Genomic DNA, 15,951 nt, shown 5'->3' with positions numbered 1-15,951 from the left:
ATGTTCTGTCCGGTAATAGAGCTGGCTCAGCAGCTGATTCGTCGTCCATCCCTTAGCCCGGATGATGCCGGTTGTCAGGCGCTGCTGATTGCACGTCTCGAAGCGATTGGCTTTACGGTCGAACAGATGCATATCGGCGATACGCTGAACTTCTGGGCAACGCGCGGTCAGGGTGAAACGCTGGCGTTTGCCGGCCATACCGATGTCGTGCCACCGGGCGATGCCAATCGCTGGATGAGCCCGCCTTTCGAACCGTCCATTCGTGACGGCATGCTGTTTGGCCGAGGCGCGGCAGATATGAAAGGTTCGCTGGCAGCCATGGTGGTGGCGGCCGAGCGTTTTGTTGCTGCCAATCCACAGCATAAAGGACGCCTGGCATTTCTGATCACCTCTGACGAAGAGGCCAGCGCCGTCAATGGTACGGTGAAGGTAGTAGAACGCCTGATGGCACGCAACGAACGCATGGATTACTGCCTGGTGGGCGAACCTTCCAGTACTGAAATTGTGGGTGACGTGGTGAAAAATGGCCGTCGTGGTTCGATGACCGCTAACCTGACGATTCACGGCGTTCAGGGCCACGTGGCTTATCCGCATCTGGCGGATAACCCAGTGCATCGTGCCATGCCAGCGTTGAATGAACTGGTCGCCACCGAGTGGGATCAGGGTAACGAATTCTTCCCACCGACCAGCATGCAGATCGCCAACGTGCAGGCCGGCACCGGCAGCAACAACGTCATTCCAGGCGAATTTTTCGTGCAGTTCAATTTCCGTTTCAGCACCCAGCTCACCGATCAGATGATCAAAGATCGCGTTGCTGAATTGCTCGATCGCCATCAACTGCGTTACACGCTGGAGTGGAATGTTTCCGGTCAGCCGTTCCTGACCTCACGCGGAAAACTGGTCGATGCCGTGGTAAACGCTGTCGCACACTATAATGAAATCAAGCCACAGTTGCTGACCACCGGCGGCACCTCAGACGGTCGCTTTATCGCGCGTATGGGTGCGCAGGTGGTGGAACTGGGCCCGGTGAATGCCACCATTCATAAGATCAATGAGTGCGTGAAAGCGTCAGATTTGCAGATGCTCAGCCGTATGTATCAGCGCATCATGGAACAGCTGATCGCTTAAGCACGCTAAAGGAGCAAGGGGATGGAATTCTTAAAAGAGTACTGGTGGATCTTAGTGATCCTGCTGATGGTCGGTATCTTAATGAACGTTTATAAAGACCTAAAACGTATCGACCATAAAAAATTCATGGAAAATAAACCGGATCTGCCACCACATCGCGACTTTAACGATAAATGGGACGATGACGACGACTGGCCGAAAAAGAAATAAAGACGGTTCAAGTTTCAAGTAACGTAGCGGCGCGATTTTCGCGCCGCTACCGTTTGGTACACATCATTTATAGCATCATCACCACATCATCATCGCCGGGCTTGGCTCCGCTGAGCGCCTCGTCGAAATAACGACGTGGGACGGTATAACGCAGATGATTCAACGCTAATTGCATACCGCGTTCGTCAATCGCATGCGGCAAATCGTCCACCACATCCAACGTCACATCGCCACCCAGTGCCGTCAGCCGTTGCATTGCCGCTTCGGCATGTGCCAACGGGATTTGCTCATCGTAATCACCGTGGATCAGATGCAGAGTATTGCGCGAGCTGGCGCGTTCCGGCAGCGTGGCATAGCGGCCGCTGAACACGATGGCTCTGCCCGCCAGGTCAGGCTGTGCTTTAATGCCTTCCAGCACCATGGTGCCGCCTTGTGAAAAACCAACCAGCGCCGTCGCTGCTGGCTGAACGCCACTTTCCTGCTGCCAGTGACGAACCGACTCGATAAACGTAGGCATCACCGCGTCAACGCCCTGCTGTTCAGAACGGTCATGCGCCGGAATCTCCAGATACCACTGGCGCCCCTGTGGCGCGCTGGCAGGATAAGGTGCGCCGACGGCCACCACCAACGCTTCCGGGAATGCCTGCGCGAACCAGTTACCGATTTGCGCCATGGAATCAGGATTGTCATTCACGCCGTGATACAGCAGGAACAGCTGCGCGGCCTGAGTGGGTTGCTGAACAATTACATATCGTAGTGCCATAAGATCCTCCTCAAATCACTATACGCCGCTGCTGCTGAAGTGATATTGGGAAAATTTGAACGAGATAATGGATTTATTGCAATGAGGCGAGCCGCTGTTGCCACTGCTCAGCCCGCTGCGCATCCAGCAGTATCAGCACCTCTGCCGACTCCTGACGCAGCCGCTGCACCAAGGCTTTACGCCCACTCAATCCCGCCTGCTGCGCCACGGCAGTCAGCGCTTGTTTTTGTACCAGGATCGCCTGCAAAAGCGGTCGCGGAAAAGCACGCACTAAACGCTGTAACGCCGCATAACTGGCCTCAAATGGGCGCTGCGCCCAGGCGAATCCCGCCAGTAGCGGCCAGTCATCGTCATTCAACGCTTGATCGCCACCGCTCAAGATGAGGGGAAGATCAATCATCTCACGGAGCCATACCCAGTCACGCAGTAGACGTTGTTCAGCCTGATGCTGCAATTCTGCTCCCGCTGGCGTCAAAGCGCGTATCGCCATCGCGGCATAGCAGCCGCTGCTGGCTTCCCGCTGTGAACCTATTCGTACCAGGCGAAAACCACAGCTGCGCCAGAACTGCCACAGTGACTCGGTATAACCAAAGCTAACCGAGAGAAAATCACATCCCTGCGCCTGCTGCTGCGCCGCTTCGACCAGTGCTTGACCGATACCCCGCTGCCGCTGCGCTGCCTGTACCGCAATCCGGCTGATACGCTGCGAACGCAAGGTTGCCGCCTCGGTAAAACCGGCATGCGCGGCCATCGACTGCGCCACCAGGTTGCCGCGTGGGCGTCGCAATCCCGCCCATACTGCCTCGGCAAGTTGCGGGTCTAATCCTCCCTCCTCCACCAGCCATAAGGCAGCCACGACACTATCGGATTGTCCTGCCAGCCAGAATCGCATGCCGGGTGCATCAAGCATGCGCCGCAGATCCAAGGGAGAGGTGCGATAGTGGGCGCTCGCCAGCAGACGATACCCCTCTTCAAGAGAACGGAATGCATTTTGCGGCGTCGCGGAAAAAATAGTCGTTTCACCCACGACTGTGCGTTCTGCCGCATCCTCAAACAACAGCGCCTGACTCAGCCATTGCTCAAGCGGATCACTCGCAGACCAACGTAACGGCTCATCGAGCTGAAAATAGCGTACCTGCGGCAATGTGGCGCAAAAGCGCAACATAAATCCGCGGCCGGTGCCTTCATAGCCTTGCACGGTGGTGGTCAGCAGCACGCGTGGAAAACGCTGTACCAACTGATGCAGCACGGGCGCAGGAATCGCAGCAGCTTCATCCACAATTAGCCACGCCGCCTGCGGCAGATCTTCTGCTGCCAGGATCGCATCCGGTGCCATAAAGTGAAAATGCTCCCCGGCAAACTCTGCCAGTACCTGGGTCGAGACTTTGGCGGGCGCAGTCACTAAACAGTGTTGATGCTGCTGTGCCAGCATACCGGCCAGAGCTGATTTACCACGTCCGCGCGCAGCAGTGATCACCGCGACACCCGGCGGCATGGCTAACAACTGTTGCAGAATTTGCGCCTGCTGCTGTGGGGCCTGGCATTGCCAGTCGGGCAAGGTCAGGCAGGCAGGTTCGCGGATGGGTTGATGCTGACGCAGCACCATCACCTGCGGGTCCTGCAGGATCAGATGCTGAAGGTGGCGTGTAAAATTTGGCGTGGCAATAGGCTCTGCCACATCCGCCCAGCGCAGGCTGTCTGCGTCAGGTTCGGCTGCCCAGGATTGCCACGGGGGGGTGAGCAGTAAGAGCCAACTGCCTGCCCGCAATGTCCCAGCCAGCGCGGCAAAGGCTTCGGCATGGAAACCTTCACGCGCATCAAAAATAGCGTGCAGGAATTCACGTCCCAGCAAGGTGCGCAACGCGGCGGGCGCCACGCGCTGCGGGACATCCTGGCTGTCACTGAGCGTTAACCAGTCACCGGATAATGCGGCGCGCCAGTCAGCCGTCTGCTGCATGGCCCATTCCGCTTCACCGGCAATCACACACAGACGTCTTATCCCCGCACGCTGCATGGCGTCGGTGATCGTAGGCAACCGCATCAGTTGGTCGCGAAGGTGTTGCAATCACCCGGATTGCCGCTATCAAATCCGCGTTTGAACCACGTATAGCGTTGCTGCGACGTGCCGTGTGTGAAGCTGTCTGGCACCACGCGGCCCTGGCTTTTCTGTTGGAGGCGGTCATCCCCTATCGCTTCAGCCGCATTGAGCGCTTTCTGCAAATCCCCCACTTCCAACATATTTTGCTGCTGTACGTAGTGGCCCCACACGCCAGCAAAACAGTCGGCCTGTAGCTCCATTTTCACCGAAAGTTGGTTAGCCTGTACCTGGCTGGCGCCCTGCTGCAGCTGACGCACTTTGGCTTCAATGCCGAGTAATTTCTGGATGTGATGGCCCACCTCATGCGCGATCACATAGCCTTGGGCGAAATCACCGCCGGCCCCGAGTTTAGTTTTCATGTCATCGTAGAATGAGAGATCGATATAGACGGTTTGGTCTGCCGGGCAGTAAAACGGCCCCATCGCGGACTGGCCGGTACCGCAATTTGTGGAGGTGTAGTTACGGTACATCACCAGCTTTGGCGGCACGTACTGTTTGCCCATTTTCTGGAACAGCGTGCTCCAGGTATCTTCCGTGGTGGCCAGCATCACCTTGGTGAATTTGGCATCTTCATTATCCTGTGCTGAATTCACCGGACGCTGCTGTTGCTGTTGCGAGACGGGTGCGCCCCCCTCCAGCAGCGCCGTGAGGTCATAACCATAATAACCGGCCACGGCCACCACAATTAACAGGATGATACCGCCCTTGCCACGCGGGATGCGGATTTGCCGCCCACCGCCGCCGCCCAATCCGGGTGAATCATTGCGGCGATCTTCTACATTGTCGCTCTCACGACGACCTTGCCAGCGCATGGCCTACTCCTGTTTAAGAGGTTTTGCATGATTTTAGTTTGCGGCATGGCTAATCACCAGCGTTGCGGCGCAAGCGTGACGAGATTGAGAGAAAGGAGGCGATAAAAAAGAAAAGGTCGCCATAAATGACGACCCTATATCAGGCTGGCACGATCTCGTAGGGTGCACTTTTATGCGCACCAATGAGCATTAATCCAGCTTCACACCCAGACGATGTGCCACTTCTTCATAGGCTTCAATCAGGCCACCGAGGCTCTGACGGAAACGGTCTTTGTCCATTTTGTCCATGGTCTCTTTGTCCCACAAACGTGCACCGTCTGGTGAGAACTCATCACCCAGCGTCACTTCGCCGTTGAATAAACCGAACTCCAGTTTGAAATCGACGAGGATTAAGCCCGCGTCATCAAACAGTTTGCTCAGCACGTCATTGGCTTTAAAGGTCAGTTCCTGCATACGGGCCAGATTGGCTTTGCTTACCCAGCCAAATGTCTCGCAATAAGATTCGTTAACCATCGGGTCGTGTTTGGCGTCATCTTTCAGGAAGAGATCAAACAGCGGTGGATTGAGCAGCATGCCCTCTTCCACGCCCAGACGTTTCACCAGCGATCCTGCCGCGCGGTTACGAACCACGCACTCTACCGGCACCATCTCCAGCTTTTTCACCAGCGCTTCGTTATCCGACAGCAGCGCTTCCATCTGGGTCGGGATGCCCGCTTCCTGCAATTTGGTCATGATGAAATGGTTGAACTTGTTGTTCACCATTCCTTTACGATCAAACTGCTCGATTCGTGCACCGTCTCCTGCTGACGTATCGTTGCGGAATTCGAGTACCAGCAGATCCGGATTATCGGTGCTGTATACGGTTTTCGCTTTACCGCGATACAACTCAGCTCGCTTTTGCATCTTGTTAACTCCAAACATGAAAGAACCCGTTCAGCGGTGTTTCACCGCGCGATGACTGCCTGACGCAATCGTTTACTTCGCCGGGCGCTATTATACACAAAATAATTCGATATACAGGAAGGCGGCAAAAGAGAGAGTCCCGATGAGCTTACTCAAGTCAGTGATTCGGGTGAACGAGAGCAGCCAACGCATCTGTAGCTTGAAGTATTTGTATCTATGCCAAATCCAAAACAAAAAGGCCGGAAATCTCCGGCCCTTTGGCAATTTATTTGTTCAGTGCCCCTTGGAACACAGCCACTAGCGCATCATTCTGCGACTGAGTGAGCACATGGCCCTTAGGATCGATGAACTGCAGACTGCTGCGGTTATCCAAATCACCCACCTGCAATTTGTAATCGCCGTTTGGCAGTTCTGGATCTTTCGCACCAATCGCATCAAACGCGCTGCTGCCCGGCTGCTTGTACGTCACTTTCAGACTACCCTGTGAACGGTTGTCATCAGTCACTTCCATGCCCATACGTTTCAGTGCCGCTGGCAGACGCTGCCAGGTCACGTTAAACGGTGAACGCAGCACCAACATTGGCAGACCGGTATCATCCGCGCCGCTCTGAACATCAATCTGTCCGGTCGCGCGGCCCGCAGCGGCATCTGCGCTGGCGGTATCGATTTTATCCAGACCGGTACTGATGTCGTTCAGCATCTGAGCAGTGTAGCGCTGAACCTGCGCTGGTGATGTCACCGCCTGGCCATTCTGCTGCAGTTCCAGCAGACGAACGGTCAGCACCTGCTGATAGCTCTGGTTCTGTACGCTGATCTGATAGCGTCCGCGATACTGGTTGTCTTCATCCGCGCGATTCCACTGTACCCAATCAGTCGTCAGCTGCTGCGCCGCATCATCACGCTGCGCAATCGGGAACTTGTAAGACTGCACCACGTTAACCACCTGCGACCAGATGGAACCACGGCTGCTCTCTACCGCCAGCACGCCAGTATTGCCAGTGAACTGAGCACGCGTGCCGTTCAGCAATGCCAGTGGTTGAGCAGGAGGACGAATATCCAACTCTTTACCTACAGCACCCTTCGCGACGGTGTGCGGCACATCATAATCACCATTCTGCAGCGGCAGAATCATGCCCGCTGGGGCTTTTAAATCATGCAGTTCAGGCGCCTGCAGGTAAGATTCATCACCGCTGACCTGGCGCTTATAACGCTGATCGCTGGAACAAGCTGTTAGCAGCATCAGGGTGGACAAGCCCACCACGGTTGCCAGCGTCGAGCGCTTAACTGAATAACTCATTGATTCTCCCTAATTTATCGCAGACCCGCTTTAATCAGCGCCTGAGCCGTTTTCGCCTGACCCGCTTCGGTCAGTGGCGTCATCGGCAAGCGCAGCGTGTCATCTGCGATTAATCCTAGCTGTTTCGCTGCCCATTTGACTGGGATTGGATTCGGTTCACAGAAAAGCGTCTGGTGCAGATGCATCAGGCGCTGATTCAGGCGACGCGCTTCGGCGAATTTCCCCTGTTGCGCTAAGGCACAGAGTTCAACCATTTCACGTGCTGCAATATTAGCCGTGACCGAAATGACGCCTTTGCCGCCCAGTTGCATTGAGTCCAGTGCCGTGGCGTCATCGCCGCTCACAATAACGAACTCATCATTAACCAGCTCTTGGATCTGAGAAATGCGCGATAAGTTCCCGGTGGCCTCTTTGATTCCGATAATATTTTTAATTTCGGCCAGACGAGCAACGGTTTCAGGCAGCATATCGCAGCCAGTACGCGAAGGGACGTTATACAGCATCTGTGGCAGGTCGGTGCTTTCCGCAATCGCTTTGAAGTGCTGGAACAGACCTTCCTGAGTAGGACGATTGTAGTAAGGCGTTACGGTCAGACAACCCACGACACCGGTGCCTGTGAAGCGCTTAGTGAGGGAGATACCTTCCGCAGTGGCGTTTGCACCAGTACCCGCGATGACCGGAATGCGACCATCTGCCAATTCCAGAGTTTGCATGACCACATCGCCATGTTCGTCATGGCTCAGGGTGGCAGACTCGCCGGTGGTACCAACAGAAACAATTGCCGCGGTACCGCTGGCAACATGATAATCAATCAGTTTTTTCAAACTCTCGCGGCAGACATTGCCTTTTTCATTCATTGGCGTAATGAGCGCAACAATACTTCCGGTGAACATGGGCTATCCCCTCGACAAACAAGTGCCTCATGTTACGTTTTACCTCGAAAGAAAAGCAAGTGAGCCAAGCCATTCCCGCGCTTGTCAGCAGTTTTTTTTATGTTTACCTTATGGTTATTAGCGAACGTACAGGAAATGCCATTTTGTCGCAGTCACAGCCTCACCATTTGGTGATTACCGCCTTGGGCGTCGATCGTCCGGGAATCGTCAATACCATCACCCGCCACGTCAGCAGCTGCGGTTGTAATATCGAAGACAGCCGTCTGGCCATGCTCGGTGATGAGTTCACCTTTATCATGCTGCTTTCTGGCAGCTGGAACGCGATTACCCTGATTGAATCAACGCTGCCAATGAAAGGTGCCGAGCTGGAACTGCTGATCGTGATGAAGCGAACCAACGCGCGTGTCACTCCGCCCATGCCCGCTACCGTGTGGGTGCAGGTAGAAGTGCCGGATTCGCCCCACATCATCGAGCGCTTCACTGATCTGTTCGACAAACATCAAATGAACATCGCTGAACTGGTTTCTCGTATCCAGCCCGCCCAGGAAGGTATCCCGCCGACGCTCTACGTGCAGATGACCGCACACAGTCCGGATAACCATGCCAGCGCACCGTTTGAACAAGCCTTCAACAAACTGTGTGAAGAACTGCATGCACAAGGCTCAATTCGTCTTTATAGTGTCACCGACGATGCCAGTAGCACCGCATAATCTTAATCCGGGTTATTTCTCCACACACTCTGCCGTCGTGGCATACCGTGTAGTGAAATAACCCAGAGGGTGTAAAACCCACAGCATGAAAAAAATGGAGAGTTGTGATGAATCCACTGAAAGCCGGTGATACCGCACCGAAATTTAGCTTGCCCGATCAGGACGGCGAACAAGTAAATTTGGCCGACTTCCAGGGACAGCGCGTTCTGGTCTACTTCTATCCGAAAGCCATGACGCCGGGTTGCACCGTACAGGCCTGTGGTCTGCGCGACAACATGGATCAGTTGAAAACCGTGGGTGTGGAAGTGCTGGGTATCAGCACTGACAAACCTGAAAAACTGTCACGCTTTGCTGAGAAAGAAGTGCTGAATTTCACACTGCTATCCGATGAAGATCATCAAGTGTGTGAGCAGTTTGGCGTTTGGGGTGAAAAAACCTTTATGGGTAAAACCTATGACGGCATTCACCGCATCAGCTTCCTGATTGACGGCAACGGCAAGGTAGAGAAAGTCTTCGACGATTTCAAAACGTCAAACCACCACGACATCGTGTTGGATTATTTGAAGTCCGCCTGATAGCAAACGGGTGCACAATGTGCACCCGTTTCTTTTAAGCCTGATGCTGCTCCAGCGAGGTTTCCGGCCAGGCGCGCACCACTGCTTTAATCAGGGTGGCCAGCGGAATGGCAAAGAACACACCCCAAAAGCCCCACATCCCGCCGAAAATCACCACCGAGAGTATAATTATCAGTGGATGAAGATTGACGGCCTCCGAGAACAGAATCGGCACCAACACATTGCCGTCCAGCGCTTGTACCACCAGATAGACGATAAACATTGTCCAGAAATCGCTGCCTAAGCCCCACTGGAACAGGCCCACGCCGATCACCGGGATAGTCACCACCATGGCGCCGATGTAGGGAATCAGCACTGAAATGCCTACCAGCACCGCCAGCAACAGCGCGTAGTTGAGACCGAGCACCAGGAAAGCAATCCAGGTGACAAATCCGACCGCCACCATCTCCAGCACTTTGCCGCGAATATAGTTGGTGATCTGCTGATTCATCTCCTGCCACACCACGCCAGCTAAGCCTCGATTGCGCGGCAAGACACGGCGCACAGCATTGAGCATCTGTTCTTTATCTTTGAGCAGGAAAAACACCATCAGCGGCACCAGCACCAGATAGATCATCAGCGTCATCAACCCCACCAGCGAGGCCAGTGAGTACTTCACTAATGATTCACCCAGCCCCGTCAGGCGGCTGCGGAGGTTCTCGACGATGATGTCGATGATGCCTGCATCCACCAGGGCCGGGAAACGCTTTGGCAGACCTGCGGCATAGACGTAGAGCTTATTCAACATATTAGGCAGGTCGCGCAGCAAGTTAATGCCCTGCTGCCAGGCGACCGGGGCGACGATGAGGACCATCACCAGCAAAATCCCGGCGAACACGATTAATACCGCGCTGGTTGCGCAGGTGCGGCTGCACCCCAGACGTTGTAAGCGTACCGTTGGCCATTCAAGTAAGTAAGCCAGGACCAGTGCCACCAGCAACGGGGCCAGCAAGCCACTGAAGAAGAACAGGATACAGAACGCCATTAGCAGAATGACCAGCAGACCTATCGCCTGCGGGTCGCTAAAACGACGTTTATACCATTGATAAAGCAGAGCCAGCATTTCACTTCCTTGGTGCCAAAAACAAGTCGACGATTGTACAGAAATAGCTGGTGCGCATAAATGCGCACCCTACAACCCAAAGTTGACCGAGAGGCAATCCACGCATATCAACGTAGGGTTACCATTTATGACGACCAGGTGAAACCGAATACCCACACAAGCCGCACAGGCCATTATAAGTTTGCCATTGATGGCGACTGGGTGAATCAGTGCGTAATGCTGCTGACCAGCGCATCCTGGCCGGCAATCATCACGCAGTTACGTCCGGCATGTTTCGCCTGATACAGGGCTGCATCGGCCTGTTTAAGGCTCTGCTCATGGGTACCATTTTCAACATCCCAGTGGGCGATCCCAACAGACAGCGTGATGTGGCCAACATAGTCAATCCAGCTCTCAGCAATACTGGTGCGCACTCGCTCAGCGATCATGCGGGCTTCTTCGGTGGATGTAGCAGGCAGCAGCATCAAAAACTCTTCGCCACCGTTTCGACACACCACGTCAGTTTGCCGTGCGCTGTGGCGCAGTGTACGCGCCACCTGCTTGATCACTTCATCACCCACGTCGTGACCAAAGTTATCGTTTACGCGTTTGAAGTGGTCGATATCCAACGCCAACACGGCATAGGGTTGACGCATGGTATCGAAATAGTCGAGCACCGCGCTGAGTCCACGGCGGTTCAGCAGGCTGGTCATCGGGTCGGTTTGTACTTCCGACTTCAGACGGCCAATTTTATCCTGCACTAAGCCGATGCCGGTCAGCAGCGCACGTTTGACCTGTGCAGCCTCGAAATACCATGCACGAATACCGCCGATTTCACTGGAAACGCCTTGGGTATCCATCTGGCTCGCTTTTCGTGCCAGTTGCCACAGCGGCAGGGCAATCAGGCGGGCAAAAATCACGGCCATCAGCAAGGTCAGCAGTGCAAACGGCACTGAGTTTTTCAGCACTTTCAGCAGCAGCCCAGAAAGCGGTTGCAGCGTGACATCGGTTGGCTTGAGTGCCACCACCATCCAGCCAGTGGTCGGCACAATGGCATAACCCGCCAGCTTAGGCGTGTCATCTTCGGTTAATTGCACTTCGCCATTGGTGCTCTCTTTACGTTCGCGTTCGCTGACGATCTCCGGCACGGTTTTACCAATCAGTTGACTGTTCTGGTGATACAGCACCTGATTGTTGCGGTCCATGACATACACATGCGTGCCATCGCGATAGAACTGCTCGCCAAGCAACGCATTAAGGATGCTTTTCTTCTTCAGATAGATAGTGCCGCCCACATAGCCGAGGTAACGCCCTTCATTGCTCCAGATAGGCCAGGAAACAAACACAATCAGGTTGTTGGCTGCCGAAACCGTGGGTTTGCTGACCATAGGCTGACGCTGCGCCAGCGCCTCACGCGAGGCCTGGCTGGTGAGCTGCATGCCTTTTAGCATAAGAGACTCAGGGGAAATCGCTTTCACGATACCGTCCGTTCCCACCACCGCGACCGAGTTAAAACTGTTGGTCTGCTCACGTAACCGATTCACTTCCTGCTGTGCCAGCGCCGTATTATCAAAGTCTTTGCCCAGCTGAGTCGCGCTGTAGTGCAGTTGAGACTGCGCCAACTGAAAGAAGACCTCAGTGGTGGCGGCCAGCTTAGTGGCGTACGCGCGGTTAGCTTCGAGGGTGCTTTCGATCAGGACCATGCGCTGCACACGCCAGGTGGCGTACAGCGTATTGGCGAGAGTGATGACGATACTGGTGATCGCCAGCAACGCGATCAGCGTTCGCAGGTCGGTTTTCGGCCGGATGCGCGTTAGCATGACGCAGCCGCCCTGGTGAATAGGTTAATCATTCGTGTGCCTGACAATATAGTTATAGTTGGACTAGCTACCCCTGGTGAGGGAACCGCCAATTGTACACCTGTAAACCAAATTGAGCACGAACCATCCTGTCAGACACGCGTAATTATTCAGCAAACCTCGGTGCTAATCGATCAACCCATTGGCGTCATAAAATGGCCAGGGGCCAGGATAATCGCCAATCGCACACTGGTGGGTGGTCATGCCCTGTTGCGGGTGCCAGCGATGCAGCAGGAATCCGGGGGGTTCCAGCACAAAGTTGGCCGGTCCATTTTCAGATAAATCAAAGGCCACCTGATGCGATACGCCAGGTGCAACACAGGCTAATGTTCCGGCGAACCGCGCCTGCACCGAGCGATGCAGATGGCCGCTCAGCACGCGCTCAACCTGTGGATGGCGGCTAATGATGTTTGCCAGTGCCTCCGGATTACGCAGCGGCTGCTTGTCCATATGGCCAATGCCAGAAACAAAAGGGGGATGATGCAGCATCACCAGTGTCGGTAGCTGAGGTTCGCGCGATAACTGATCGTCCAGCCAATCTAACTGCGCCTCATCCACATAGCCCCAGGGCTGCTGTGGTACGCTGGAATCCAGCGCCAGCAGCTGCACGCCTTTCACCCGCGCCTGCCAGTTCAGCGTTTCACCGTGCTGCAAGTAGTGGTGATCCGGGAACGCGGCACGTAACTGCTGCCGATCGTCGTGGTTGCCAGGCATGAGCATAAAGGGCAGCTGCAGCCGACGCAGCGCCGCGCGCAGCGTCTGGTACTCTTCGGCGGTGCCAAAATCCACTAAGTCGCCGGTAATCACCACTTTATCCGGGCGCGGTGTCAGATGATTTAATGTCTCAATCACCCGCAGCAATGCCGCCTGGGTATCGACTTTTTTATACGATAGGCGACCGTTCGCTTTGATGTGTAAGTCACTAATTTGCGCAATCAGCGTCAATGCTTCAAACACGAATCTCTTCCTCAGGATGCAGAAAATTGGAGTGCGGCGTCCTGCGCCAGCGTCCAGCTCACCGGTTGTCCGGCATGCCAGGCTTCACGTGCATGACGATCAACCTGAATGGGGGTTGCCAGCCCGATATCGATCATTAGCCGCTGTGATGCACCTAAAAAGGTGCTGGCCAAAATAAAGCCCTGGCGCGCATAGCGGTTGTCATCGGCCAACAACACATCCTCCGGGCGACAGAAGCGCTGCGGGTTGCCACGGGTATCGACATCCACGCAGTTAATTGCGCCCACAAAATCGGCGACAAATTTCGACGCGGGATGCTGATAAATGTTCTGCGGCGTGTCGATTTGCACCAGTCGGCCATGCTCCATTACCGCGATGCGGTCGCCGAGTGCCATCGCCTCTTGCTGATCGTGGGTGACGTAAACTGCGGTGATCGCCAGCTTTTTGAGCAGAGAGCCGATTTCAAGGCGCAGACGGTCGCGCAGGCGCGCATCCAGCGCCGCCAGTGGCTCATCAAACAGTAAAACTTTCGGGCGTGCCGCCAGCGCACGAGCTAAAGCGACACGCTGTTTTTGCCCACCGGAAAGCTTGTCGATACTGCGTTGCGACAAGGCACTGAGATCCACCAATTCCAGCATCTCCTGCACGCGCGCTTCACGCTCGGCACGTGGCACGCCCTGCACTTTCAGGCCGTACGCCACGTTCTCCGCCACGTTGAGATTGGGAAACAGCGCGTAGTTCTGGAACACCATGCCGACATTGCGTTTCTCAATCGGCAGTGCGGTGACGTTGCGATCATCGAACCACACTTCCCCGCCTTCATCACTGCGCTCAAGTCCGCTAATGATGCGCAGTGTGGTGGTTTTGCCACAGCCAGAAGGCCCGAGCAGCACTAAGGTTTCACCGGGATTGACCGTTAAATCAAGCGGATGCAAGGCCAGTTGATGATTGAATTGACGTGAGCAGTTGCGCAGCTTCACGGTTACGGCCGCAGGATTCATGCCGCCTCCTTGTTTTGGCGCGAAACCGCGCGGTTAAGCCAGTGATTGACCGCATTGAGCATCAGCAACAGCGGCAGAATCATCAGAATAAAAATCAGGGTGTAAGCAGAGCCCACTTCCAGTCGCATCGAGGCATAGCTGTCAGCAAGCCCGACCGGCAAGGTTTTGGTCAGTGGCGTGTGCAGCATCCAGGTGATGTTGAATTCACCCACTGACAAGGTAATCACCATAAAAGCCCCCGCCAAAATGCCGTTGCGGCAGTTGGGTACGACTACGGTGAAGAAGCGCTGCCAGAGACTGGCCCCAAGGCTGGCAGAGGCTTCTTCAAGACGCGGCATATCCACCGCCTGCATCACCGCCAGCACCGGGCGCATCATAAAGGGCAGTGTGAACAGCACGTGTCCTATCAAAATGAAGACCCAGCTATCACGCAGCGCAGAGAACTGACCGTAAAGCAGAATGATGCCGAGCGCGGTGGCCAATCCCGGCAGTGCGACCGGCAACATCAGGCACTCTTCGATACGTGCCACCCAGCGTCCGGGCGCTTTCAGCAAGCCCCACGCGGCAGGTACGCCAATCACCAACGTCACTAACAGGCAGAACAGCGCAATCAGCAGCGACAGCCAAAAGGTGTCGGCATACATTTCCCATACCTGTTCCACCCATTTCAGGGTCAAGCCGCTGCGCAGGCCAATAAAGTAGTTGTTCGTCACGCCCGCCAGCATCGACAACACCACGGGCACAATCATGAACAGCGCTGTCAGCGTGGTGACCAGCAGTTGCAGGCTAAATAATCCGCGACGATTCATACCGCCCCCTTGTGTGCCAACCGGCGTGCGAACATCAGCGCCAGCCACGCTACTGCTCCCATCACCACCGACAGCGCCGCCGCCGTGGCAAAGTTGGCGTAGTTAGTAAATTCGCCGTAGATCGTTAGCGGCAACACCGCCAAATTGGTGCCGAGGGTAAACGCGGTGCCAAAGGCCCCCATACTGGTGGCGAAGCAAAGCGCCCCGGTTGAGAGCAACGCCGGTTGCAGGCCGGGCACAATCACATCCCAGGTGATACGCCACTGGCTGGCACCGAGCGAACGTGCCGCCTCTTCCAGCGAACGATCCAGCTTTTCACTGGCAGCGACCAGGGTGACGATGGCGCGCGGCAGTGAGAAATAGAGATAACCGATAAACAAACCGGTGAGCGAGTAGGCCAACGTCCAGCGCTCTTGCACCAGGCTCATGCTGATTTGCGCCAGCAAGCCCTGGCGCCCCGCCAACATCACCACCAGAAAACCCACTACCACACCGGGAAAAGCCAGTGGGAAGGTCAGCAGCGCTAATAAGGTGCCGCGTCCGGTAAAACGCTGACGCGCAAGAAAACAGCCGACGATGGCGGCAATCGCCAGCGTCACCAGCGTGACCAGCACTGACAGCACCACAGTATTCAGCAGGCTGAACAAGTAATTTGGCTGGCTCACCACCGTCCAGTAACCACTGTTACCGCTGCTGCGATCGTTCTGCATGCCCATTTGCAACAGGCGCGCAAACGGCAGCAACCAGAAGGCGCAGAAGAACAGTAACGCGGGCAGCGTCAGCCATAACCAGCGGCTGCCCGGCAAAGCACGAACCTGGCGGCGTGAAACCGCCAGGTTGTCGGAGATCGACATA

General features: G+C 55.3%; 16 protein-coding genes. 4 read left to right on the top strand and 12 right to left on the bottom strand.

Going from position 1 to position 15,951, the window contains the following annotated elements; translation table 11 throughout:
* Both dapE and LK04_RS04450 read left to right on the top strand, forming a co-directional pair.
* On the top strand, window positions 1–1,128 hold the full coding sequence (gene dapE, locus LK04_RS04455) for a succinyl-diaminopimelate desuccinylase (protein WP_039329754.1): 1,128 nt from the start codon (window positions 1–3) through the stop codon (window positions 1,126–1,128).
* A 21-nt stretch (window positions 1,129–1,149) separates the two neighbouring features.
* On the top strand, window positions 1,150–1,338 hold the full coding sequence (locus LK04_RS04450) for a YpfN family protein (protein WP_039329756.1): 189 nt from the start codon (window positions 1,150–1,152) through the stop codon (window positions 1,336–1,338).
* A gap of 67 nt (window positions 1,339–1,405) precedes the next feature.
* Here LK04_RS04450 and ypfH read toward each other — a convergent pair whose 3' ends face one another.
* The 6 genes from ypfH to dapA form a co-directional block, all read right to left on the bottom strand.
* Window positions 1,406–2,101, bottom strand: a complete 696-nt coding sequence (gene ypfH, locus LK04_RS04445) for an esterase (RefSeq protein ID WP_039329758.1) — start codon at window positions 2,099–2,101, stop codon at window positions 1,406–1,408.
* A gap of 73 nt (window positions 2,102–2,174) precedes the next feature.
* Entirely contained in the window at window positions 2,175–4,142 is a 1,968-nt protein-coding gene (locus LK04_RS04440) for a tRNA(Met) cytidine acetyltransferase TmcA (RefSeq protein ID WP_039329760.1), read from the bottom strand.
* Window positions 4,142–5,011, bottom strand: coding sequence for a neutral zinc metallopeptidase (locus tag LK04_RS04435; protein ID WP_039329762.1), 870 nt, complete (start codon window positions 5,009–5,011; stop codon window positions 4,142–4,144). Before LK04_RS04435 ends, LK04_RS04440 begins: the two co-directional genes overlap by 1 nt.
* Window positions 5,012–5,200: 189 nt before the next feature.
* Window positions 5,201–5,914 carry a phosphoribosylaminoimidazolesuccinocarboxamide synthase gene (gene purC / locus LK04_RS04430; RefSeq protein WP_034825771.1) on the bottom strand — a complete coding sequence of 238 codons (714 nt, stop codon included), beginning with the start codon at window positions 5,912–5,914 and terminating at the stop codon, window positions 5,201–5,203.
* A gap of 265 nt (window positions 5,915–6,179) precedes the next feature.
* The gene (gene bamC, locus LK04_RS04425; RefSeq protein WP_039329763.1) at window positions 6,180–7,211 is read right to left on the bottom strand and encodes an outer membrane protein assembly factor BamC; all 1,032 of its coding nucleotides are present in this window, start codon (window positions 7,209–7,211) and stop codon (window positions 6,180–6,182) included.
* Window positions 7,212–7,225: 14 nt separating this feature from the next.
* Complete coding sequence (gene dapA / locus LK04_RS04420; RefSeq protein ID WP_039329765.1) at window positions 7,226–8,104, bottom strand: 4-hydroxy-tetrahydrodipicolinate synthase; 879 nt, start codon at window positions 8,102–8,104, stop codon at window positions 7,226–7,228.
* Between the two features lie 110 nt (window positions 8,105–8,214).
* Here dapA and LK04_RS04415 point away from each other — a divergent pair, with 110 nt between their 5' ends.
* Together LK04_RS04415 and bcp are read left to right on the top strand one after the other, a co-directional pair.
* Window positions 8,215–8,814 (top strand): glycine cleavage system transcriptional repressor, encoded by a 600-nt coding sequence (locus LK04_RS04415; protein WP_418903642.1) that lies wholly within the window; start codon window positions 8,215–8,217, stop codon window positions 8,812–8,814.
* 107 nt (window positions 8,815–8,921) lie between these two features.
* Entirely contained in the window at window positions 8,922–9,389 is a 468-nt protein-coding gene (gene bcp / locus LK04_RS04410) for a thioredoxin-dependent thiol peroxidase (RefSeq protein ID WP_039329769.1), read from the top strand.
* 34 nt (window positions 9,390–9,423) lie between these two features.
* On the opposite strand, the gene LK04_RS04405 is transcribed toward bcp, so the two are convergent.
* The 6 genes from LK04_RS04405 to LK04_RS04380 all read right to left on the bottom strand — a co-directional run bounded on the left by LK04_RS04405 (window position 9,424) and on the right by LK04_RS04380 (window position 15,950).
* On the bottom strand, window positions 9,424–10,491 hold the full coding sequence (locus tag LK04_RS04405) for an AI-2E family transporter (protein WP_039329771.1): 1,068 nt from the start codon (window positions 10,489–10,491) through the stop codon (window positions 9,424–9,426).
* A 206-nt stretch (window positions 10,492–10,697) separates the two neighbouring features.
* Window positions 10,698–12,290 (bottom strand): sensor domain-containing diguanylate cyclase, encoded by a 1,593-nt coding sequence (locus LK04_RS04400; protein ID WP_039329773.1) that lies wholly within the window; start codon window positions 12,288–12,290, stop codon window positions 10,698–10,700.
* Window positions 12,291–12,455: 165 nt separating this feature from the next.
* Window positions 12,456–13,286, bottom strand: a complete 831-nt coding sequence (locus tag LK04_RS04395) for a phosphodiesterase (RefSeq protein ID WP_039329775.1) — start codon at window positions 13,284–13,286, stop codon at window positions 12,456–12,458.
* An 11-nt stretch (window positions 13,287–13,297) separates the two neighbouring features.
* Window positions 13,298–14,287: an ABC transporter ATP-binding protein gene (locus LK04_RS04390; RefSeq protein WP_039329776.1), complete on the bottom strand. Its 990-nt coding sequence runs from the start codon at window positions 14,285–14,287 to the stop codon at window positions 13,298–13,300.
* Window positions 14,284–15,096: an ABC transporter permease gene (locus tag LK04_RS04385; RefSeq protein ID WP_039329778.1), complete on the bottom strand. Its 813-nt coding sequence runs from the start codon at window positions 15,094–15,096 to the stop codon at window positions 14,284–14,286. The genes LK04_RS04390 and LK04_RS04385 overlap by 4 nt, the downstream gene beginning before the upstream one ends.
* Window positions 15,093–15,950, bottom strand: a complete 858-nt coding sequence (locus LK04_RS04380) for an ABC transporter permease (protein WP_039329780.1) — start codon at window positions 15,948–15,950, stop codon at window positions 15,093–15,095. The genes LK04_RS04385 and LK04_RS04380 overlap by 4 nt, the downstream gene beginning before the upstream one ends.
* Window position 15,951 lies beyond the last annotated feature (1 nt).

The organism is Pantoea vagans (genome assembly GCF_001506165.1).
GTDB lineage: Bacteria > Pseudomonadota > Gammaproteobacteria > Enterobacterales > Enterobacteriaceae > Pantoea > Pantoea vagans_C.
Note: the sequence above shows the minus strand (reverse complement) of the source record. Positions and strands in the feature narration are given on the sequence as shown.